Here is a 23,550-nt window from a genome sequence, read left to right as displayed (position 1 = left end):
CTACTAAACAATGCGATAATAGAGCAAAATGTTTTATAAAGGATGACAACATGACACAAAGTAAGGCATTGGTCGCTAACAGCCAATGCCTTTGAAAAAATAATATATTAGACATTTTTTGCTAAAATAATAAGCAAAATACTGTTACAATGGCGTTTCGCGTTTCGTTGTATATTAAACAATCGTTAGTTTGTTCCTTTTCTTATATTTTCACTGGTTTCTAAAGCAAACTCATATAGTTCACATGATTTTTTATACAACTTAATGTTTTTATAAAAGTCTGCGAATAATTTTGTATAAAAAATTAATAAATTATATAATTTATTTTTTTTAAAATATTTCAAGCATGTTTCTTCTAAATCACTAAAACTATTAGCCACTTTACTATTTAATTGCCCTAATAAAATAAACGAAAAAATATCCCGTTGATATTGTAATTTAAGTGGAAGTTCTTCATGAATATTATTTACATGGTTTAAATACTCTATAGCTTCCCCTAGATCCCCCTTCTTATATGTACAACGTATAATATTAATATAATCACCTCCTTCTTTTTTATAACTTAACGCAAGTTTATAGTTATAAATTGCTTTTTCTAAATTACCCTCCCTCTCAAAACAACACCCCAAATTTGAATAAACCATATTATAATTCTCAGGGTGATTCATTTTTTCAGAATTTTCCAATATATTGAAACATATATTAAAATGAGTTCGTGCTAAATTATATTGAGCTAGATTATTTTTAGCTATCGCTAATAAGATGTGACATTTAAAAGAAAAGTTCGGGAGATATACCGTTTTGAAATATTCTAGTGCATTTTGACAATAATCAATTGACTCTAAATGCCTGTATTCTTTACATAAAATTAATGCAACGTTAAAGCGGAAACACGCTACTTCGAAATCACTCCCTTGAATATTAAAATTATTTTTATTATTTATTATTAAGTTTAAGGCTTTGTTTGTTTGGTTTGTAAGATAATAAAGTGATATTGCAACATTTAAATAAATAAACTTATTTCTATTAGAAAATGAGTTATATATTACACTTAGTTGATTAATAATATCCTCTGCTTCTAAATATTTTTGTAAAGAAAGTAAATATTTGCAATTTATAAGCCTTGATTTTATATATAAATCATTATTACCTAAATACAAATATGAATTTTCGAAAATTCTCAAATCATAATCCTTAATATCTTCTTTTTTTGAAAGAAGTTTTGAATAAATAGTTTCTAAATTGTCGTCTAAATTATTTAGATCTTCAATAAACTTATCGTAATCCAGATTTAACCGCTCTAATATTAATTTATACGTTTCTTCACTCGGAATTACATGACAATTTTCAATTCTACTTAAATAAGATGGAGTACATATACCATCACAAATTTCCTCTTGTGTATATCCAAATCTCCGTCTAGTAATTTTAATCAGAGGGCCAAAATTATAATCCCTTTTTTTCATATAAAATCTCCCCTTTTTATTTTTTTATGTAATTTTTATAAAAATACACTCTTTAATGCCCATTTACTTTCTTAATTGTTAAATGGTATTTTAATTTGCTAATTAATATAATAATTACAAAGATAGGAGGTGATATTATGAACAAAGTATTAGAATTACTACGATTACCGGCTGAGAAGACAGAAAAAAATGTACGAATGGCTAAATCTACAAAATGCATAGAAAAATCAACTAAAACAACATTATAATTACTGAGAACCAGAAAATTCTCATATACGAATTTTCACCAAACTAAAATATCAGTATGATTAATGTAAACAATCATACTGATATTTTTTGATTTATTCCAGAATTTAAATAATTTTTTTGACTGAAGGAGTATTAAATGATGGATAAATTACAAGTAGAAGATTTTCTATACGGTAGTAAGATGCACCAGTTAAAATTAAAAGAAAATATAATTCCCACATTAATGATTAAAAATGTTGCAAATTTTGAAGAAAACTTTTTTTCAATATTTCATTTATATATTTACAAAAAATCTATCTTACCAAGACAGGGGTGGAAAGTTCATATTTCATGTACAAAATTAAATTATCAACAAGTCTTAGATATTGTTTACAAATTTTGTATAGATAATAACATTAGCTTCAAGTTTATTTATAATAAATCTGAATTCTTTTACTGTATATCTGGCGAAAATTCTCCATTACAGATAGGCAAATTTATTACTATCTATCCCATCGATAAAAGTCAATTTAAATACATTATACATTCATTATACAAACTATTAGAAAACTTCAAAGGTCCATATGTATTATCTGATAAACGCTATAAAAATTCGAATATTTATTATAGATATGGAGTAATCGGATCTGATAGCGATTACTTAATTGCCCCTAATGGAGATAAAATTTTAGATGAACGTCGTTTTTATTCTGTTCCTTCATTTGAAGAAGAACCATTTATAAATGAAAACTCCATTGAACAAGAAAATAAATACATTGATAAAATCATTTTTCCAAAAAGAATAATTCATCAATCAGCATCAGGGAATGTATACTTTTCAATCTATAATGAAAAAAAAGCAATCCTAAAAGAAGCTAGGCCATATGTTACAGGTATATGGGGAACAGCAATTGATGACTTGAAAAATGAAATTAGAATATTAGATATACTAAAAGGAATTCCAGGTATACCAAGAATATATAGTAAATTTATTGAATGGGAAAACTTTTTTGTTATACAAGAATTTATTGATGGGGTTACCTTTACTGAAATAAGAGCTGATGTCACACTTAATAAAGATATAACCATTCATAAAATTATTAAGGAGTCTATTATATTATTAAAAAAAATACACCAAAAGAATGTTATTTTAAACGATATAAGTCCAAATAATTTTATGTTATGTAGAAAAACAAAACCTTATGTTTGGATTTGTGATTTTGGTTCATCTTATATTTATAATGACTATTCTCCTCCTCATTTTAAATTGGGAGCTACAGAAGGTTATTATAATAATAATCTCGCTAATTTAACCGCATTCGAATCTGATTATCAAAAATTAGGTTATTTACTAATGAACTTTATATTCCCATCTAATAGATTAAACTATATTGATTTAAGTGGAGCATCCTCATTGAAACAATTTAATTTATATTGTAAAGATAATAAAGTTCCAATATCTGTATCTAAAATAATAAATCTATTAATTAACCAAAATGAAGGTTGGAAAGAAGAGCTGTTTACATTACTTAATAATGTTAATTATATGGAAAGTTTAAGTAAAGAACCTACTCCAAGAAGAGAAATTTTACTAGAAAAAATAAAAAATTCATACTTAAAGAATTTAAACACTATTCAATTTGTATATGATAAATATTTCAATGAGTATCACCTTTCACCTCCTAATACCTCTTTTTTTAATATTTTATCCGGTTTCTACATTCCAACGTTGGTTGCTGGAATTAACAAACATGACCTAATATTACCAAATGATATAGCTTTAGGGGGTGTAAATAATAGTAACCTAGGATTCTTATTAAATCCTCATTTTAAAAAAGAGTTTTTTGCAAAAAAAACACTTGATTTAGACATCATAAATTGGTTAAGAAATTCTACTGATTTAAGCATTTCAAACGGGATAACAGGATTTGGGATAATTTTAATGCTTTGTGATCCTAAAAAGGAAATCTTTGAAATAGAAATTTATTTAAGCCTAATAGATAAAAAAATAAATGATAAACTTTTACTCTTTAATAAGGGAGAAAATTTAGGTCTAATTGATGGCTATCTTGGACTAGCTTATTTTAAGTTATTACTTTATAACAGGAATAAAAATAAAAAGAATTTAAATAGCTCCTTGTCCATTATTAATAAAATAAAAGACTGTATTATTAAATTGGAACCCAATGAAACACTATATTTTCCAATTACTATTGGAAGCAATACATCCTCACCATATCTAATGGACGGGCTGTCTGGATTTCTTTATGTAACATTAGAATTATATTTAATGGATGACTTAGATGATACTATCAAAACTGAACTTAAAGACAAATATATATTCCCCTGTGTTAAAAGCTTATTAAAAGAGAAGTGGGCTCAATACCCTGGTTTTATTGATGGGTTAACAGGAATTGCCTATACGATTTTCAAAGTGGGTAAAGCTTTCTCTTTAAATACTTTGTTAGATGAAGCTATGTCTATTTTATTAAATGTCGATACCTTTAATATTGATAAACACTTCTGCGCATATATCCCAAATAGAACATATAATAATTTTACTTTCGACTTTAAATCTGGTAATGCTGGGATCGCCTATGTACAATATAGGATTTTGGAATCTTTCAAAAAGGATATGTAACAATGAATATATTCATAAAAAACAGAAATTTCAGGTATCTTTTAACATCAAATATATTAAGTGTCATTGGAATAACTCTATTTGATATTGTCTTTATCATATATGCAAAATCTTTTCCTAATCCCGAATTAGCAATCAGTGCTGTTACATTTATTTCTACATTACCTTATTTATCAGATTTTTTATTAGGATATGTTGCAGATAAAACTAGAGACAGAATCAAGATGTTTATTAAGATAAGAGCTTTTCAAGCTTCACTTTATTTTATTTTTGCGCTAATAGTAGGTTTTTCTCAAAGTTGGCTAGTTTTCGGGATTGTGCTTTTAATTAATTTGCTTAGTGACTTATCAGGTACTTATACTACCTACCTAACCTTACCTATTACTAAAAATATTGTTGAGCAAAAGTATTTGACGTCTGCTAGATCCTTTCAAACTGGTGTTATGAATATAATAGATTTGACTGGAAAATTATTTGGTGCAACTTTAATCATTCTATTAAATTATAACTACACATTGTTTGGGTTATTAAACGCGTTTTTCTTCTCACTATCTTGTATTTTATTTTGGGTAAATCGAAAAAATTTTTATGAGGTTGTTGAGGTTGTAAAGAAAGAAAAATGTGAAAATAAAATCTATATAAAAATGATTAAACAGTTTTATATAGACTCCTTAAATAATTTAAAAATTTTGAATTCCATTCGTCAAATATTCCATTTTACTATTGTATTTTCTATAATGAATCTAATTAGTTCTGCACAGTTTTCTTTAATTCCCCTGACATTCAACAAATATGAACATCTACAATTCAGTTCATTTGGATTGACAATTGCTTTATTTGGAACTATAGAAAGTTTGGGATTAATCATAGGTGCTCTAATACCCTTGGGCTATTTTAGAAATAAATCTATAGAGTCTAATCTAATAATGGAAATCTTTTTAACATGCGGGATAATTCTTAATATAATATATATTCAAGATAAGTATATATTATTTCTACTTACCTTTTTATCTGGTTACTTTTTAGGTTTATCAAATCCTAGGATTGATTCTTTTATAATGATAATTACTCCTGAAAACTCTTTAAGTTCAGTAACTAGTATTTTTTATTCCATTATACAGATCACAGTACCTATAGGAAGTGCAATTTTTTTATTAATGGCAAATACTGTATCAGTTGAATTTTCATGGTTCATTTTATTAATAATTTCTTTTATATTATTATTTTTTTCTATTATACTAAGTAAAAAATATTTTACAATTCCTGAAAAACTATAAATTAAATATCAACTTTATCAATCTTATCTGGACTCCCCTTTATTTGTATCCAAAATAGAGAAAGAGATCAAAACTAGGATTAGTCAACTTATTCATGTTTATATCTTATAGGCTTATTCGATTAAGATTTCTAATCCTTCTGTATTTTTTCAGTAGGATTTTTATTTTTAAATACGTATACATTCATACCAAATAATTGGAATGATTATATACAATATGTTAATAATCACTTCATCTCTATATTATAAAGTTGGAGGTCATACTAATATGAAAATAGAAATTAGAAATCTGAACTTCTCATTTGGTGCGCTTGAACAACCTATATTTCATAATGTCAATTTGAATCTAGATACGAGATGGCGTCTTGGTTTAATAGGAAGAAATGGTCGGGGAAAAACTACGTTATTAAACATACTTATGCAAAAATACTCTTACGAAGGTGAAATTATTTGTGATGTAGATTTTGTATACTTTCCTCAATCTATTCCGAGTAAAGAAAACTTAACTTACTTTGCGATTGAAGAAATTATGCCCGTAGAATTGTGGAAGCTAGAACGAGAATGTCAATTACTATCGTTAGATAAAGAAATTTTGTGGCGACCATTTGAAGAATTATCTGGTGGTGAACAAACAAAAGTTCTGTTAGCAGCTCTTTTTTGTGAAAAGTCAAGATATCCTCTTTTAGATGAGCCTACTAATCATTTAGATATTAATGCAAGAAAGACTGTCTCAGAGTATTTGAAGAAAAAGAAAGGCTACATTGTGGTAAGTCATGATCGGCATTTTATAGATGAAGTGATTGATCACATATTAGTTATTGAAAAATCCCAATTAACTATTTATAAGGGGAATTTTTCGACCTATGAACGACAAAAAGAATTAAAAGATCAATTTGAAATTGAACAAAATAGTCGGATAAAAGTTGAAATTGAGCGTTTGAAGAAAACTTCGAAGGAAAAAGCTGATTGGGCACTTAAGAGAGAAAAAAATTCAGGAAATGATGCATTTGAGAATGCACGGGCGGCTCGCATGATGAAAAAGTCAAAAGTAATCGAAAAACGTATGCTTTCAAAAATTGAAGAAAAAACAAAACTACTAAAAAATATTGAAAATGTTAGTTCTCTTACGATAAATTGTGTTTTCAATCACCGAAATCCAGTGCTTCGTGTGAAAAATTTTTCATTAGCTTTTGAAGAAAAGTCAATTTTTCAGCCAATTACATTTGAAATTTTTCAAGGAGAGCAAGTAGCATTAGTCGGACCAAATGGAAGTGGAAAAACAACAATCTTGAATTATTTAATCAATCATAATTTTCCAGGAAATGTTAGTGGTGAGCTTATTATTCCCCAAGGTATTACGAAAAGTATTATTCGCCAACATTACAATGACAATGATGGATTATTAAAAGATTTTGCTAATGCACATCATCTTGACTATACACTTTTCTTACATAACCTTCGTATTTTAGGGATTGAACGTGACGTATTTAATATCCCGATTGAACAAATGAGCGATGGACAGATGAAGAAGGTGGAATTTTCAAAGTCACTTGGAACACCTGCAGAGCTATTTATTTGGGATGAGCCTCTAAATTATTTAGATGTCTTCAATCAAAAGCAAATTGAAACTATGATAGTAAAATATAGACCTACACTTTTATTTGTTGAACATAATCAAACGTTTATTTCGAATATTGCTTCAAAAATTATAGAGATAAATCCTTATTAATTTACCTAATAATCAATTATATAGAAACGCCCTCACTTAATTTTCCACTTATTTTCTCGTTAAAATAGAAGGGTTTTCTCGTTTTCCCTCTTATTTTATCTGTTTCATACACTATCTCTATTTACCGTGAGCTAAGCATAAAAAGAAAAATTGCGACATTCGTGAAATAAGTTTGTGCAATGCTACTAAACAATGCGATAATAGAGCAAAATGTTTTTTAAAGGATGACAACATGACACAAACGATTGCATTACAAATTAATAATCAATATGCAGGCCCATTGAAAAAAGGCTATCCACTAATCTCAAAGGAAGCAGTCGATACTCGAAAACTGCCTACTGAGGAAGGTGCAGTACTTCGTCTATTAGATATTCATAATCGCTTTATCGGCACTGGCTATTACGGTATCCAAAATAAAGGCATCGGTTGGCTATTAACTACGGATGCTAATGAAGAAATTGACAAGGCGTTTTTTGCGAAAAAAATAAGCAAGGCGCTACAAAATCGTGAAGCATTTTTCAATAACGCTAATACGACGGCATTTCGTGCTTTTAACGGCGAAGGTGATGGAATTGGTGGCATGACCATCGATTTCTTTGATGGCTACTATATGGTGAGCTGGTATAGTGCAGGTATTTATTCATTTAAAGAAGCCATTTATGAGGCACTTTCAGAAACAGTCAACTTTAAAGCAATTTATGAGAAAAAACGTTTTGATAGTAAAGGGCAATATATTGAACAGGACGATTTTGTTATGGGTACACCTGGTGAATTCCCACTTATCGTGAAGGAAAATGGCATGAACTATGCTGTTCATTTAAATGATGGTGCAATGACAGGCATTTTCCTGGATCAACGTGAAGTGAGACTTGCCATTCGAGAACGCTATTCTCAACATAAAAGCGTGTTAAATACATTTTCTTATACAGGTGCTTTTTCTGTAGCAGCAGCACTTGGTGGCGCTATGAAAACAACAAGTGTGGATGTAGCCAAACGTAGTTTAGCGAAAACTATTGAGCAATTTAGTGTCAATAATATTGACTATGAAGCACAGGACATTAAAGTAATGGATGTATTTCATTATTTCAAATATGCGCAGCGTCATCAGTTGAAGTTCGACCTTGTCGTATTAGATCCGCCTAGCTTTGCGCGCACAAAGCAAATGACGTTTTCAACAGCAAAGGACTATCCTAAATTATTAATGGATACAATCGCTATTACTGAAAAGAATGGTATCATTGTGGCCTCTACGAACAATGCAAGCTTTGGCATGAAAAAGCTTAAAGGCTTTATTGACCAAGCATTTAAAGAAACAAATACGCGTTATAAAATCGTTGAAGAATACGGTTTACCAAAGGATTTCCGCGTGCCGCGTGAGCATCCTGAATTCAATTACTTAAAAGTTGTTTTTATTGAAAAATTAAGCTAAAAAAGAGCGACTCTCAGAAAGTCACTCTCAGACTGTAGACAAAGTCGAATTTTTCAACTTTGTCTACTATTTTTTTTGAAACAAGTTTCCATTACTTTGTTAAAAAAACAAAAATATACCCTAAAAACATTAGGATAAAAAAACTAAAGAATGTGATGATATTCCCTATAATTAAAATTTTAGATTTAACGCATACGGCTAAGACAATACCTATGCCTGATAATACAAACGTGAAAATCCATAAAGTTGATGCTTTTTGAAACACAATATTCGGTACCCAAAGTAATAAAGAAATAATGATCGTACTTACAGCTAAAGCTTTCACCATTTTAACCATTCCTTATTTCAACGGATTACATAAATTGTTATTAAAATATATTTTTATCGCAGAAGCAAATAGTTTTTCTTTGAGTCCCATTCTATGAAAATTTCTATCTATATAAGCAACAAGCTCCCAATCACATGAACAGCTAAAATACCCTTTATCTTCATAGCACATATCATGTATTTGACAACCCCTATCTAATACATCTTGTGGAGGGCCAGAACCATGTCCAGGACCACTCCAATTCCCCCAAACAGGTAGCCCTTTTCTAGTACTCATTGTATTGTTTGCTTGATAGTTAACGTAACTATTACTAATGTGATTCACCATCAAACTAATTTCAATATATTCCTCTGCTAAGCCATCTAAATTTACTTTTTCAATATTAACAAACGGTTTTCCGTCCTCATAATAAATATAAGATTCTAACTGTTCACCAGCATTTAAAAGTTCTTTATCTGTCAAAGTTGACTCTTCTCCTGTCGTTGCGAAAACTTTTGTAACTCCCCCAAAAAAGAGTGAAGAAACTAAAACTGACATTGCAACAAAGAACGAACCTATTTTTTTCCTCTAATCTTAGCTCCTTTCGATATTTTATTAGGTAAAATACCATTATTATGGCTCCTCAAAAGGCTAGAATAACATTTTATAAAAAAAGAAAATGGATTTTAGAATGTTAGCTGTTGGAGTGAAGTCTGGATGCTCATGAAAACGCCCAGCGGAAATGGAGGACAACCCTAGTTATGGTAATGAACCATTATGATAGTATTTGACCAGTCGTTTATATTTTTATTTTATTAAACGAACTGAAAATTCGCAATATAATAAGCGATTTTTTATGTGAGGTTATTAGTCAGTTAATATAAACTAATATAAAGAAAGGAATACGTTTTACCAAAGGATTTCTGCGTACCCCGTGAGCATCCTGAATTCAATTGTTTTTATTGAAAAGCTAAGCTAAAAAGAGTGACTCTACACTACTAATTCATAAAAAAAAGAAATCAACATACTTATTAATATCTCTTATCAAATGTTCCTATTGAACTATATTAGCTTCTTTTCTCCGTTTTACCAAGAAAAAGACAAAGTATCAAATAATCAGATACTTTGTCTACAGACTGAGGTTGAGAAATTATTTTCTCAATCTTTTTATTCATTATTTTTTTACTCAATATTTTATACATTTAAACACTTAGTTTCACAGTAATAGCCTTTGCCACCAACATAAACTTTTTCTATTTCATTCTTGCTATTAGTTGCTAATTTAACTAATATTTCGGAAGGCGAGTGTAAAGAATAACCTTGTTCAAATACATAGACTTCTTTTTGCAAGTAGTGATGTTCATAAAGGTAGCAAGCTAATGCACCGTTGGAAGTTCCAGTCGCTGCTTCTTCATTGATGTCGTATAGTGGAGCAAAATTTCTGCATATCATTCGATTGTCATTAAAAGTATATAGATGCATCCCGACAACATTATAATACTTGCTTATTTCTTTAATTTTTTCAAAATTAGGTTGCAGTGCATATAATTGAGTTTCGCTTTTTATAGGAATTAAAATATCTTTTAAGCCCGTGGAAACAATTTGAATTGGGTATTTATTGTCTATAGCTTGAATGTCAAAACAGTTGATGAACTCGTTTGGAGACACAACATCATAGAATATTGGTTTGTTTTGTTCCATAAATATGATGTCATCTTTTATAGTAATAGTAAGAACACCGCTGTTCGTTTCAATCGTATAGCGATTCCTGAAAAGTTTATGTAAATGCATCAGTATCGCGAAAGAGCCAATTGTGGCATGACCACATAAATCAACTTCTTCTTTTGGTGTAAAATACTCAAATTTATAATCAGCAATCTCAGATTCTGATATAAATGCGGTTTCCGCATAGCCCAGTTGTTTGGCTATTGCCATTTTTTGAGTAGTGGTCAATGTATTCTCAATAAATACCACTCCTGCTTTATTTCCACCTTTTTGATCCTTGCTAAATGCACTTGCAACATAAACGGATATTTTCATAAGACACCTTCCTCCCTCACTTCTAGGAAATTGTAGCATAGAAAGCACTACATATAAATGTCGCTAGATAAATTTGCTATAAAGCAAGAGACAAACTATTTTTAGCATCTGAACTCACCAAAAATAGTTTGTCTACAGTCTGAGAGTGACTCTACATGAGTCACTCTTTCTTTAATTAACTTTTAATGTTCCTTTACTGTTTTGCAGTTCACGGTCTCGTGGTCTTGCTGCCTTATACCATTGCAAGCAAAGTATAAATATTATCATGGCATCAATTACATCTCCACCATAGTACATAAACATACTTCCGATTTCTGCTTGTTCTATTGGAACACCTTTAGGAGGATGAGCATAAATATACTTTGATAAAATTCCATGTCCTGCTAATGCGATAATTAAAACTATTGCTCTGTAAATAAAGGATTTTCTATGATATACAGGATCAAAATAAATGATAGAAACGGTAAATAAATATCCTGCAATGAATACATGTAAATGGACAATTACATGTATTAGACTATTGTCGTGCATTAATGAATAAAGGTTAGTAGTGTACAATATCCAAAGTCCGCCTATATTTAGAAAGCTAGTGACTAGTGGATGAATAAGTATACGTGCTAGCCAACTTCTTAGAATTCTTGAAAGTCCCCGAGCTAATGGGGTGCTTAAAGTTCTAAGTATTAAGGTCATCGGAGCAGCAAGTACAATTAATAACGGTGCTAGCATACCCAAAAGTAAATGGCTAAACATGTGTGCGGTAAAATCTATAGAAGCACGATTTGCTAAAGGACCAACAACAGCAATAATCGCCAACAAAATGCCAACAACAAAACTCACTATACGATAAAATGGCCATTTTTTATAATTACGATTCGTAATTACAGTAGCACTACTATACAAAATTAATATAGTAATAAACAAAATTAAAAAAATTAGTTGAGGATGAATGATCCCAAAAACTTCATGACTAGGTCCACCCTCTACTATTTGGTGATGGTCAGCGTTCATTCGTGGTAGCCTCTGCTTTAAGATTTTTATTGCGAGTGCGAACGGCAAGATAAAGTCCTATTATGAGGATAATTGCAGCAAATACATTCCAAATCACATCGTATACGATTACATTTTCTACATATCTAATCTGGTGTATTCGCATTAGCTTATGTTGAATGATACCATCATATAATTGGAAACCGCCTGCGCCTAGTAACATGCCACCAACCCATCGCTTCAACCAAAACTCACTTTTACGACGAATATCTGCAAGTAAAAATAATCCTGCAATTGTAGCAAACCAACTAAAAGCATGGAATATACCATCAGAAATTAAGCCAATATCCGTTGTCGACTTATCATAAAAATGATGCCAGCGAAATAGTTGATGAAAGATAGTCTCATCTATAAAAGCAACTAGCCCCATCCCAAATAGAAACCCTGACAATAAATTACGGCTTACATAAACTTGTTTATTTTTATGATTGTTAATTATGGTCATACCTTCCCCCCTACATTTAGATTTTCGTCCTTATCATTCCCTATTTTTTAATATTTTAATCTAACGTTACGCTAAAACTCCCCCTTTAAAGACATTATTTTTAACAACTAAATCCTTACCTAGTCATCTATTGTTTCCATTAAAAAAGAGCTAGCTAGAGCTACCTCTTTGCTTTCATTCAGTTGTTTATAAGGACATCGCTCCAAAGGCAGAAATCATCAATGGCGGAAAATCACTCTTTCTATAATGCTTGCCAATATTCAGCGCTATTTGTTCTACGATAAAATTTATGGAAAGGTTCATTTGGTCGGGCGTGTTTCTGATAAAGCCTGATAATTTGTTGTAGAAAGCTTTCTATTTTTTGTACTGAAACCCTTTTAGCGAATAGTGTACCTGCCTTTGCATTGGCCCCCATCGGCACGGCGCCTAAGTAAACATCGAAGCTATCCTTTTGATAAACAAGCCCAATATCATCATATACAGCATTATAGCAAGCCGATGCACAGCCATTAATATTTAAGCGTAGTCTAGAAGGTACCGTTTCTTCCTGCAAAGCTTCGTATAGTTGTTCTGTTATTTCGGCAGCCTCCATTTTACCTCCATCACAAAAATCACATGCTTTTATCGCTACGATAGGACCTTGCTTTGCAATATATAAGCCTTCTTCTTGAAGCTCGCTTATAATTTCATTCAATTTTATAGTTGGGACTGTCAAAAGAATACTATAGGAGGCCGAGTATTTAATTGCGCCACTTTCACCTACAACCTCAGCAATTTTTTGAAATTGAGCTGGTGTATAATGCTTATTGATAATACCTGGACTTACTGCAAGGCGTGTAAAATTCCCATTTGTATTTAGTTTTTCAAATGTTCGATCTGGTGTATTGGAACGAAAGGCATTCATTGTTTGTTCTCCTTATGAAAAAAAGCTAGCAAGTTGCTAGCTCTTTCGATTATTATTTAAAAGTTTTCAGGATAAAATCCTTTTGCTAAAATTTCAATAGCCTCTGCAGCACGAACCCCTTCTGAAGCTGCTGAAAGTGGTAAAATGACAAAGCGTTCATTTTTCACAGCATCTGTTTCTTTTAATGCTGGATCACTTTTTAGGAATTTCATTTTGTCTTCTGCAGTTTGGGAACCATAATCAATTACGACAATGACTTCAGGGTTGCGTTCAACTGTTTCTTCTTTAGATACCGTTGTCCAACCCGATTCAACATCGCCAAAAATGTTTTTACCGCCAGCAACTGTGACAAGTTCATCCATAAAGTTTTGTGCAGCTGTAAAGACTTCCTTGTCCCCACTATCGTAAACTAGAACACGTAATTCTTTTTCACCTTGTGGCAACTTTGCGCGAACAGCATCAACATCCTTTGTCATCTGCTCAATTAATGCCTCTCCACGGTCTTCAAAGCGGAAGATTTTTGCAATATTCCGGATATCGGTAAATATATCCTCCAACGTTGGTTTTGTAATACTTGAAGAAGTATGTAAATATGTGTGAATACCAAGTGCTTCTAACTCTTCTGGTGTACCAACACCCTTTTCGCTAAAGCCACTTTTCCACCCAGCGTATAAAAAATCCGCTTCACTATCAATTACTTGTTCTTTTGTCGGGTACTGCTCCGCTATCACTGGTACTTTATCGTAAGCTGCTTGTAAAGGCTCATAAATTTTATCATCTAAATAGGCAGTACCAACCATTGAATCTTCTAAACCTAATGCTAGCATTATTTCTGTGACGTGCTGATTTAAGCTAATCGCCTTTTTAGGAGCTTCTGTATAAACTTGTGTCGTATCGTTATTATCAATTGTTACTTCTTTTGCCTCTGCTTGTGCTGGTTCAATGTTTTCACTTTGTGAAGCTGATTCTGAATCATCCTTTGCACTACAAGCACCTAAAATGCTCAATAGTGCAATTGTAAGAACTAGCCACATGCCTTTCCATTTGTTCATGTTTGTTTCTCCTTTAGTTTGTAATTTTTCATCTTTATAGTAAGAAATCAATGACTTCTTTGCTACTGATCACGAGCATTTCTTGACGTTTCATTTCCTAGTAAAAACATGAATTGCTGTTTAATGCTACGGTTCCTGCTTAATCTACGGTCTTTCAAAATGGACACAAAAAACCCTCTTGTTTCCAAGAGGGCGACATAGTGAAAAAATGGTTATTCAACCAATCACTATCCCCATCCTCGTGGTGTTAAGTAAAATAATATATATTGGCAGGTATCCTGGCTTAGGTTCAACGTTTATACGTCTTCCCATAGTTAAACTACAGTGACTGTGTTGTATAAACTCCCCATTTACAGTTGCGGGACAGCATCGGATTTACACCGATTTCCCTTTTAAGCAAATGATATAAACCATTTGCACCAATATATAGAAGTATTAAGTTATAAAAATAGCCTAGCAGAAGTAATTTTTGTTTTCAATCACACAAAAAAATCCATAACTAATAATTATGAATAATCGACCACTATTCAAACATAAACGAGAACTATTCTACTTGAAATGTTTTTTAGCACTATCTGTTACAATAAGAATATAGGAAAAATAGAAATGAGGATTTTTTATGTATAAAACGATTGGTGTGCTCGCACATGTCGATGCAGGAAAGACAACCTTTTGTGAACAACTACTATTCCATACGAACAGTATTCAAACGCGCGGAAGAGTCGATCACCAAGATACTTTTTTAGATAATCATACTATCGAACAAGCTCGTGGTATTACCATTTTCGCGGAACAAGGACGGATGCAAATTGGTGATGATACATACACACTAATCGACACACCTGGGCATGTCGACTTTTCACCAGAGATGGAACGCGCCATTCGTGTAATGGATTACGCCATTATTATCGTAAGCGCTGCTGAGGGTGTACAAGGTCATACTGAAACCGTGTGGCAATTGCTACGCCAATACAACGTACCAACCTTCTTCTTTATTAATAAGATAGATCGTGAAGGCGCTAATGTAGATGGAGTTATGATGCAGCTTCGAAATGAATGTTCAAACGACGTACTTTTAATAGACGATCCATTGCGTGCAGATAAAGTCCAGAGCCACATTGCTGAGTGGCTAGCTGAACGTGATGAACAACTACTCGATGCCTATTTGACAGAAACTCTCGATGCACAAACATGCCTATTACAGTTGCAAAAGTTGATTAAACAAGAGCAAGTATTTCCTTGCTTTACTGGTGCGGCATTAAAGGATATTGGAATAAAAGAATTTTTATCACAGCTTCCCCTACTGACGGAGACTCAATTCGACCTTCAAGCATCATTTCAAGGTGAGGTATTTAAAATTCGCCATGATGGTTCTCAACGGTTAACTTTTATCAAAGCATTGCACGGAACTTTACATACACGCCAAGACTTTACATTTGGTGATGTAACTGAAAAAATAACTGAAATTCGTTTATATAATGGAAGCCGTTTTGACACAACACAAGAAGTGCAAGCAGGAGAAATTTTCGCGGTAAAGGGGCTTAGTCTTGCAAAAGTCGGTGATATTTTAGGTAGTACAATACCTCCTCAGCCATATGAGCTCGTGCCTACGTTACAAGCTAAAGTACAGTATGATGGACAACAACACATAAAGGAGGTTTTACAAGTATTCCGTTTACTTGAAGCCGAGGAACCATCGTTGCGAGTCGTTTGGCATGAGAAGTTCCAAGAAATCCATGTACATATTATGGGTGTTATTCAACTTGAAGTACTTGCTGAAGTGTTAAAAAATCGCTTTTCACTTTCTGTTACTTTTGGTGAGCCAAAAATTTTATATATGGAATCAATCGTAACGACTGTAACAGGATACGGTCATTTCGAGCCTTTAAAACATTATGCTGAAGTACACCTGTTAATGGAACCTAATATTCGTGGAACTGGTAACACTTTTGTTAATGCTTGTCATGCTGATGATTTATCAGTTGGAAACCAACGACTAATTGAAAAACATCTATTTGAACGAGACCATCACGGTGTTTTAACTGGCTCCCCCGTTACGGATGTATGCTTCACCCTTTTGACAGGACGTGCTCATATCAAGCATACAGAGGGAGGCGATTTTCGCGAAGCAACGTTCCGTGCACTTCGACAAGGCCTAGAGCAAGCCGAAAATATATTGCTTGAACCATATTATCGCTTTAAATTGAAAGCATCGAATGATTTTATCGGTCGTATGATGAACGATATCCAGCAAGCAGATGGTACTTTTGATGCCCCCGTATTAACAGAGGAACAAGTAACATTAACAGGACGTGTACCCGTTGCAACATTTATGCATTATAGTACTACATTCGCTGCTTATACGAACGGCAAAGGGTCAATATCGTTACAATTTGATGGCTACGATAAATGCCATAATAGTGAAGAAATAATAGCGCAAATCAATTACAATAAACAGGCAGATCCCGACTATACATCCTCCAGTATTTTTTGTGCGAAAGGAAAGGGCTATTCAGTTCCTTGGTATGAGGCAAAAGAAGCCATGCATTGCTTGTAATCATCCGAGAAACAGCATTTTCCAATAGCATAATAGCGATTAGGGATGGTTTTATCGGTTATTTAGTCATTTTTATTGGCGATTTCAAAAGTTAACGGCAAAATTCATCAATATTATTTACCATAATAAATGACTGAAGGCATCGAGAATATCTCGATGCCTTTTATATAAATCCTATAAAGCCTTTTTTGCTTTCGCAACAAAAGTATTAGCTGATTCCACAATTACGTAACCATTACTATTCGAAAAATCAACAAGAACCGAACCAGGTTTACTCTTTAAAATTTGTAATTGCTCAATTAATTGGAGCAATAATTGATGACCATTGCCTCGTGGATGCCAATTTAAATGATAATCATTTAAATCTTTAACCCTTTGAAGAAATTGAGCATATTCGGACTCTACATACTTTATTAAATGTACTATTTTATTACTATCTTGATTTGTATGAACTACTAACGACAACTCTTCTAAATAGGTGTGATAGAACCGCATAACCATCGAGCAAAGTAAATCATTGACTCTTGCAGCACTTAAAATGGGCTTCGGCTCTAAATCAAGCCTATCTAAATTTGGTTTAGCTCGAATCGAATCAATACGTGTTATTAAATGATACGGCTCACCATTTACTTCATAAACAATTGGATTTGTTGGCATGTACATCATAAAGCCATTCTTTTTTGTTTTCAGCTCATCCGCCACACTTGCCTTAGCAAATAGGCAGCCCTCATACACCTCATTTTGAATCCAAATGATGTCTTTATTATAGAAAATTTGATTAAATAAACGTTCTTTTTGAATAAGTCCTGTTGCTAAAAACTGATCAACAAGTGCTTCAATGACCATTCTAGTTTTTGGCTGCTTGGCAACTTCAATGCGCGGCAGTTTACAAATCTTCATATCTTCATATTGCTTTTCCTGTGTTGTACAAACATGAATCTTCGTCATACGTGCACCTCGTTTCGTACATATTTTCAAAACAAATGTTTAGATCACATAAAAACGGATTTCCTGTTTTGAGAGGAAATCCGTCATCCGGCTAATCATTATCATTCATCCAGCAACATCAAACACTGCACCAATTGGAGAGATTTGGCTCGATGCCGTATCCCTATATTTGCTTTGGTTTTGGTCGTTTGACGTACTGGGACGAATAGAACATTCTGTTTTGTCAACATGCCACCTCCTATTCCTCGTAGGTTACTGGTGTGTACTTGTAACAGGCAGGTCTCCTGACTTATGATCATTGCTTCTTTTCACCTTCCCATCATTTGACAGTGGTCTTCGAAAAGTCGCTCACATTTACAGTTGCGGGACAGTGTCGGACTTACACCGACTTCCCTTTTCAGTAAATTGCACGCAATTTACACCTATTACTACACGCTATTCAGTTGTAATAAAATTTATAGTATCGCTAGTATACTATTAAATCATATTGTAAAGTAATGGAATTTCAATGTCAATGAACAGTACAACGTATCTATTTGGACTTACAGATTAGTATAGTGTTGAGTACATTCGTAAAAATGATACTTTTCCATCCAAATCAAAGCTAATTATTTTCAAATATCATTCACTTTCCATCGCTTGAAATAGCTTTTGAGCATAGCTATCGGTGAAATTAAATCCATCTTGTTCCTTGTACTGTTCATCGACAATTTCGCCAGCTTTCATTACATAAATCCGTTCACTTAAATATGAAACTGCTTTTAAGTCATGGGAAATAAATAAAATAGCCATGTTTCTTTCTTTATTTAACGTAATTAATAAATCGATAATTTCCCGCTGAATTAAGCGATCTAAGCTAGAAACAATTTCATCACATACTATCAATTTTGGTTCAACTAGAAGTGAGCGTAATAAATTTACTCTTTGCTTCTCTCCACCACTAAGTTCAGAGGGCAGAGATTGTAATATATCGTTTGATAACTTGACCTTCTCAAGCATCGTTTGTAAATAGGTGTCCGTCAAGAATTTTTGGTGCTGCAATGGCTCCTTTAATAGTTCCTTAACCGTCCACATAGGGTTTAAAGCATTACTAGCATTTTGGAATATAATTTGGCACTTTTCATAAAAGGACTTCCGATTGTTCTTTGTGATTTGTTGATTTTGAAAATTTAAGGTCCCTTTATCAGGTGATTCTAGCTGCATAATGACTTTGGCTAAAGTACTTTTACCGCTTCCACTTTCTCCTACAAGTCCGACGATTTCGCCTTCTCCTACAGTAAGGTTTATATTTGCTAACACTTGCTGTCCTGTTCGATAGCTTTTATTTACGTTTTCTACCCGAAGCAACTAAAACGCCTCCTAAAAATGATTTGTGACAAGCCGTTTTGTATACGGATGTTTTGGTTGCTCAAAAATTTCTGTCGCTTGCCCCTTCTCGACAATCTCTCCATTTTTCATCACAACAATCGTATCCGCTAGTGAAACTGCAACTCCTAAATCATGGGTAATCAGTATAATAGTTGTTCCCAGTTGAGCATGAAGATTTTTTAGTAATGTAATAAAATGTTGTTGATGTAACATATCTAAGGCAGAAGTTGGTTCATCAGCTATCAATATGTCTGGCTCATTATACAATGCACAGGCTAGCATGCAACGTTGCAGCATACCACCTGACAACTCAAATGGATAGCAATTTAATACATCATCGGTCAAGTTTAATTCCTTTAATATAGCGGTCATTTTAGGCACAAACATTTCTTTCTCCTCGCCCATTCGTAAGGCAGTAAACATATACAATTGTTGTTTCATTTTTTGGGTAGGAGAAAAGCTATTTGTAGCATCTTGAAAAATAGTAAAGATATGCTTTGTTCGTAACAGTAACCTATCTTTTTTTGACATCGCCATTATATTTTTCCCATTAAAGTACACTGCCCCTGTTGCCTCAGCTTGTGGCGGGAGCATTCCTAAAATAGCTGATACGGTTGTGCTTTTCCCACTCCCACTTTCACCAATAACTGCTGTAATTTGGCCTTTCGGCACAGTTAACGAGATATTGTGGATGAGATTTTTATCGTTCACTCGAACTGTTAAATTGTCGATTTTAAACATGTGATCGTTCTCCTCCTTGTTTGAAAGTGTTCCCGATCGCTTGCACACATAATATCGTCGCAAAAATCATAAACCCAGGAAAAAGGCCGATCCACCAAGCACCAACGAGTAAATCATTTTGCGCTGTATACAGCATCGTTCCCCATGATGGGATGGCTGGCGGCACACCGATACCTAAAAAGCTTAAAGACACTTCGGTAAAAATCGCACCAGCAAAATTAAATATCGTCACGACAAAGATGGCTGGCAAACTATTACGTAATAAATGACTAAATAATATTTTCCACAATGGGGTACGGAACATTTTAGCCATTTGGACATATTCCATTTCCTTCAAACGAATAAACTCCGAGCGCACGATTCGAGCTGTGACAAACCAGCCTGTGAATCCGATAATCATTGCCATTCGCCAAACACTTCCTTGCATAATTGCTTGCAGGGCAAGCACAATTACCAAGGATGGGATCGTTAAAAAAGCCTCTAAGATGCGCATCATAATTACATCGACGGCACCACCAACAAAACCGCTAATACCACCGTAGATAATGCCTATAATGCTAGAAATGACGACTGACACAATGGCGATGAAAAGTGTCACTTTCCCCCCAACAAGTATTCGTGATAAAACATCTCTGCCTAGCTGATCTGTACCGAGTAAATGTGTAAGATTAGGTGCTTCATAAATATGATTCATATCCATTGCATTTGGCTCAAAAGGTGCCAACATTGAGGAGAAGATGGTTGTTCCTAATATTATACAAAGAAGTGCAAGCCAAAATAGTGGCATCTTCTGTCGTTTTCTCATACTATTTTCCCTCTTCTCAATCTAGGGTTAATGCAAATCATTAAAACGTCGATTACAAATAAGCAAATGACCACCACAACACCAATAATCAGAATGGCTCCCATAAGTACAGGAAAATCCTTGACCATAACTGATTTCACTAGCAGTGATCCTAAACCGGACCAGCCAAAAAGTGTTTCAACTACTATGGAACCACCAAAGAATGAAGGAATCGTCACACCAATATAATTGATATACGGAATAACAGAATTCCGAAGTATGAGGTTTCTTATTTGTCGGTCTGGTACTCCATTTGCACGCGCAACTTGGACATAATAGCTACGATTCTCTGCCTTAACACTGTCCTGTAAAAAACGTGCGAATATACCAACATGAGAAATCACTAAAACGATTAGAGGGAGTACGATATGATTTAAACGATCAAGCCAACCTCCATTCTCACGCACATCATTCATACCTGAAGAAGGAAACCAACCAAGCTTTAGCGAAAAAATTATAATACAGACAATACCTAGCCAAAATGGGGGAATCGCAGAGCTCGCAAGACTAAAGATGGATAATCCTCGATCCAATAAAGAACCTTCTTTCATTCCTGCCCGTAAACCTAGCCAAGTAGAGACAATTGTAACGATAAATAATGTGAGTGCCACCAGCTGTAATGTGTTCGGTAAACGCTCTAATAAAATCGTTATTACTGGTCTACCTTCTTTTGCAGAATAGCCTAAATTCCCTTTTACCGCTTCACCTAGCCAAGTGCCATATTGAAGAAGGACTGGTCTATCTAAGCCAAACGCTTTTTCAATTCGTTCTTGCTCAGCTGTTGTTAATGTTTGAGCATTACCTCCATAATAAGCCGCCGCCTGATTGCCAGGTGCAACATGCATAATGAAAAAAGAGAGGAAGCTCACGATAATGAGGACAATTGTCCCCATTATCACTCGCTTCCCAATCCACTTAGCGATCATTCCATTCCCACTCCTCGACATTCCATAAGAAGCCGGCACCGTGATGACCTAAAATACGCTCTTTAACACCACTAATATTTTTATTAATGCCATAAACAGCATCAACATAGGCAAAATAAGCGAACGGTGGATCTTCTGCTAGCTCCTCTTGTAATGCCATATAGACTTCCTTACGTTTTTCAGGATCGACAGTTGTTCTTCCTTCCTCTAGCAAAGTATCTACTTTCGCATTTGCATAGCTACCATAATTGTAGCCGGCACTTGTTACGCTAGATTCGTCAGAATAGAATAAACTGTACGTATGGTGGTCGGCATCATACGGACTTCCCCAGCCCACCATAAACGCTTGTGATTCTTCAATAACGATATTGCTCCAATCAAGTGCAGCTACTTCTACATCTGCCCCTATTTCTTTATAGCCTTGCGCGACATAATTGGCCATATTGACGCGAACTGTATCTGTAATCGGTGCAGTAATAGTAAAGGCAAGCTTGTTACCGTCTTTATAGCGGAATCCATCATCTGCTAATAACCAGCCTGATTTTTCTAATAATGCTTTTGCTTTTTCAACATCAAAAGTATAATGTTCAATATTTTCGTTTACATAGGCATGCTTTTGTAGCGGCGAATACGCTTCTGTACCATAACCATGTAAAATACCTTTGACAATGCCAGCTCGATCTGTACCGTAGCTTATCGCCTTTCGAACATTGACATCCTTCCAAAGTGGATACTTCATATTAAATAACACGCCACGATAATCTGCTGATTCAACTTCATACATTTTTAACTGCTCTACTTTTGAAAGTTCTTCAACCTGATTCGGATCAAGTAAGGCAATATCTACCTCACCCGATTTTAGTTGTAATGCACGAACATTACTATCAGGAATAAATTTAAAAATGACTTTTTCAATGGATGCTTTTGTTCCGAAGAAAGATGGATATGCTTTAAGCGTTAAGCTAGTTCCTTTATCCCATTTCTCAACCATATAAGGTCCAGCACCAATAGGTTCTTGGTTAAACGTAGCCGTTCTCATCTCTTGTCCTTCAAAGACATACTTCGGCAAAATTGGCACTGTTAATTTATCTAACATTGGCGTAAATGGTTCATCCAATTGGATTATCATCGTTGTGTCATTTACTTTTTGCATCGCAGTAACATGGATAAAATCTGACTTTAAATAAGACCCATTTGTATCATCAAGAATACTGTTAATAGTAAACATTACATCATCTACTGTTAACACTTGCCCATCATGAAATGTCACATCATCACGAATCATGATTGTATACGTTAACAGGTCATCCGATATTTCAACGCTTTTGGCAATATCATATACTGGTACATTATGTTCATCAAAGCGCATAAGACCTCTAAAAAGTAATGCATCTAAATTCGTTTCCTCTAAAATTGGATTTAACCCTGCAAATTCGGATTCAGATGCATAAATAAGCTCATTTGCTTTTGAAGAGGAAGCAGCGGATGGCTGTTTTTCCTCGCCCTGACTAGACTCATTACTACAGCCAGCAAGACTAAGTATGAATAATAAAATAAATACTGAAAACTTTTTCAATTCTCTATCTCCTTCATCACCACAGA

The 23,550-nt window shown here is 33.6% G+C and carries 19 protein-coding genes and 2 riboswitches; of the genes, 5 read left to right on the top strand and 14 right to left on the bottom strand.

The window, feature by feature from the left end; genetic code table 11:
- Window positions 1–185 precede the first annotated feature (185 nt).
- Window positions 186–1,466 (bottom strand): helix-turn-helix domain-containing protein, encoded by a 1,281-nt coding sequence (locus ACIQXJ_RS06815; protein ID WP_403051257.1) that lies wholly within the window; start codon window positions 1,464–1,466, stop codon window positions 186–188.
- Window positions 1,467–1,851: 385 nt separating this feature from the next.
- Between ACIQXJ_RS06815 and ACIQXJ_RS06810 the strand changes: the two genes are divergently transcribed.
- The 4 genes from ACIQXJ_RS06810 (at window position 1,852) to ACIQXJ_RS06795 (ending at window position 8,769) form a co-directional block, all read left to right on the top strand.
- The gene (locus ACIQXJ_RS06810; protein WP_403080844.1) at window positions 1,852–4,335 is read left to right on the top strand and encodes a class III lanthionine synthetase LanKC N-terminal domain-containing protein; all 2,484 of its coding nucleotides are present in this window, start codon (window positions 1,852–1,854) and stop codon (window positions 4,333–4,335) included.
- A 2-nt stretch (window positions 4,336–4,337) separates the two neighbouring features.
- Window positions 4,338–5,612 (top strand): MFS transporter, encoded by a 1,275-nt coding sequence (locus tag ACIQXJ_RS06805; RefSeq protein WP_403051251.1) that lies wholly within the window; start codon window positions 4,338–4,340, stop codon window positions 5,610–5,612.
- Between the two features lie 216 nt (window positions 5,613–5,828).
- On the top strand, window positions 5,829–7,340 hold the full coding sequence (abc-f, locus tag ACIQXJ_RS06800) for a ribosomal protection-like ABC-F family protein (RefSeq protein WP_403051248.1): 1,512 nt from the start codon (window positions 5,829–5,831) through the stop codon (window positions 7,338–7,340).
- Between the two features lie 232 nt (window positions 7,341–7,572).
- Window positions 7,573–8,769, top strand: coding sequence for a class I SAM-dependent rRNA methyltransferase (locus ACIQXJ_RS06795; protein WP_403051245.1), 1,197 nt, complete (start codon window positions 7,573–7,575; stop codon window positions 8,767–8,769).
- 91 nt (window positions 8,770–8,860) lie between these two features.
- On the opposite strand, the gene ACIQXJ_RS06790 is transcribed toward ACIQXJ_RS06795, so the two are convergent.
- The 7 genes from ACIQXJ_RS06790 to ACIQXJ_RS06760 form a co-directional block, all read right to left on the bottom strand.
- A complete protein-coding gene (locus ACIQXJ_RS06790; protein WP_401011877.1) occupies window positions 8,861–9,097 on the bottom strand; it encodes a hypothetical protein in 237 nt (78 codons plus the stop codon).
- A gap of 12 nt (window positions 9,098–9,109) precedes the next feature.
- Complete coding sequence (locus ACIQXJ_RS06785; protein WP_403051242.1) at window positions 9,110–9,559, bottom strand: phospholipase A2 family protein; 450 nt, start codon at window positions 9,557–9,559, stop codon at window positions 9,110–9,112.
- Between the two features lie 711 nt (window positions 9,560–10,270).
- A complete protein-coding gene (locus ACIQXJ_RS06780; RefSeq protein ID WP_403051239.1) occupies window positions 10,271–11,116 on the bottom strand; it encodes a PhzF family phenazine biosynthesis protein in 846 nt (281 codons plus the stop codon).
- A gap of 171 nt (window positions 11,117–11,287) precedes the next feature.
- Window positions 11,288–12,124, bottom strand: a complete 837-nt coding sequence (locus ACIQXJ_RS06775; protein ID WP_403051236.1) for a cytochrome c oxidase assembly protein — start codon at window positions 12,122–12,124, stop codon at window positions 11,288–11,290.
- Window positions 12,114–12,608, bottom strand: a complete 495-nt coding sequence (locus tag ACIQXJ_RS06770) for a DUF2243 domain-containing protein (RefSeq protein ID WP_403051233.1) — start codon at window positions 12,606–12,608, stop codon at window positions 12,114–12,116. Before ACIQXJ_RS06770 ends, ACIQXJ_RS06775 begins: the two co-directional genes overlap by 11 nt.
- Window positions 12,609–12,849: 241 nt before the next feature.
- Complete coding sequence (locus tag ACIQXJ_RS06765; RefSeq protein WP_403051230.1) at window positions 12,850–13,512, bottom strand: precorrin-3B methylase; 663 nt, start codon at window positions 13,510–13,512, stop codon at window positions 12,850–12,852.
- A gap of 56 nt (window positions 13,513–13,568) precedes the next feature.
- Window positions 13,569–14,564 (bottom strand): ABC transporter substrate-binding protein, encoded by a 996-nt coding sequence (locus tag ACIQXJ_RS06760; protein ID WP_403051228.1) that lies wholly within the window; start codon window positions 14,562–14,564, stop codon window positions 13,569–13,571.
- A gap of 251 nt (window positions 14,565–14,815) precedes the next feature.
- Window positions 14,816–15,003: riboswitch (cobalamin riboswitch) on the bottom strand.
- 180 nt (window positions 15,004–15,183) lie between these two features.
- Between ACIQXJ_RS06760 and ACIQXJ_RS06755 the strand changes: the two genes are divergently transcribed.
- Complete coding sequence (locus ACIQXJ_RS06755) at window positions 15,184–17,121, top strand: GTP-binding protein (RefSeq protein WP_403051225.1); 1,938 nt, start codon at window positions 15,184–15,186, stop codon at window positions 17,119–17,121.
- Between the two features lie 174 nt (window positions 17,122–17,295).
- Here ACIQXJ_RS06755 and ACIQXJ_RS06750 read toward each other — a convergent pair whose 3' ends face one another.
- The 6 genes from ACIQXJ_RS06750 to ACIQXJ_RS06725 form a co-directional block, all read right to left on the bottom strand.
- Window positions 17,296–18,069 carry a hypothetical protein gene (locus ACIQXJ_RS06750; RefSeq protein WP_403051222.1) on the bottom strand — a complete coding sequence of 258 codons (774 nt, stop codon included), beginning with the start codon at window positions 18,067–18,069 and terminating at the stop codon, window positions 17,296–17,298.
- Between the two features lie 257 nt (window positions 18,070–18,326).
- Window positions 18,327–18,510: riboswitch (cobalamin riboswitch) on the bottom strand.
- Between the two features lie 180 nt (window positions 18,511–18,690).
- The gene (locus ACIQXJ_RS06745; protein WP_403051219.1) at window positions 18,691–19,416 is read right to left on the bottom strand and encodes an ABC transporter ATP-binding protein; all 726 of its coding nucleotides are present in this window, start codon (window positions 19,414–19,416) and stop codon (window positions 18,691–18,693) included.
- A 12-nt stretch (window positions 19,417–19,428) separates the two neighbouring features.
- Window positions 19,429–20,178 carry an ATP-binding cassette domain-containing protein gene (locus tag ACIQXJ_RS06740; protein ID WP_403051216.1) on the bottom strand — a complete coding sequence of 250 codons (750 nt, stop codon included), beginning with the start codon at window positions 20,176–20,178 and terminating at the stop codon, window positions 19,429–19,431.
- The gene (locus ACIQXJ_RS06735; protein ID WP_403051213.1) at window positions 20,171–20,983 is read right to left on the bottom strand and encodes an ABC transporter permease; all 813 of its coding nucleotides are present in this window, start codon (window positions 20,981–20,983) and stop codon (window positions 20,171–20,173) included. The genes ACIQXJ_RS06740 and ACIQXJ_RS06735 overlap by 8 nt, the downstream gene beginning before the upstream one ends.
- Window positions 20,980–21,948, bottom strand: coding sequence for an ABC transporter permease (locus ACIQXJ_RS06730; RefSeq protein WP_403051210.1), 969 nt, complete (start codon window positions 21,946–21,948; stop codon window positions 20,980–20,982). The genes ACIQXJ_RS06735 and ACIQXJ_RS06730 overlap by 4 nt, the downstream gene beginning before the upstream one ends.
- Entirely contained in the window at window positions 21,938–23,524 is a 1,587-nt protein-coding gene (locus ACIQXJ_RS06725) for an ABC transporter substrate-binding protein (protein ID WP_403051207.1), read from the bottom strand. Before ACIQXJ_RS06725 ends, ACIQXJ_RS06730 begins: the two co-directional genes overlap by 11 nt.
- Between the last annotated feature and the right edge of the window lie 26 nt (window positions 23,525–23,550).

The organism is Lysinibacillus sp. NPDC097868 (genome assembly GCF_044761135.1).
GTDB lineage: Bacteria > Bacillota > Bacilli > Bacillales_A > Planococcaceae > Lysinibacillus.
Note: the sequence above shows the minus strand (reverse complement) of the source record. Positions and strands in the feature narration are given on the sequence as shown.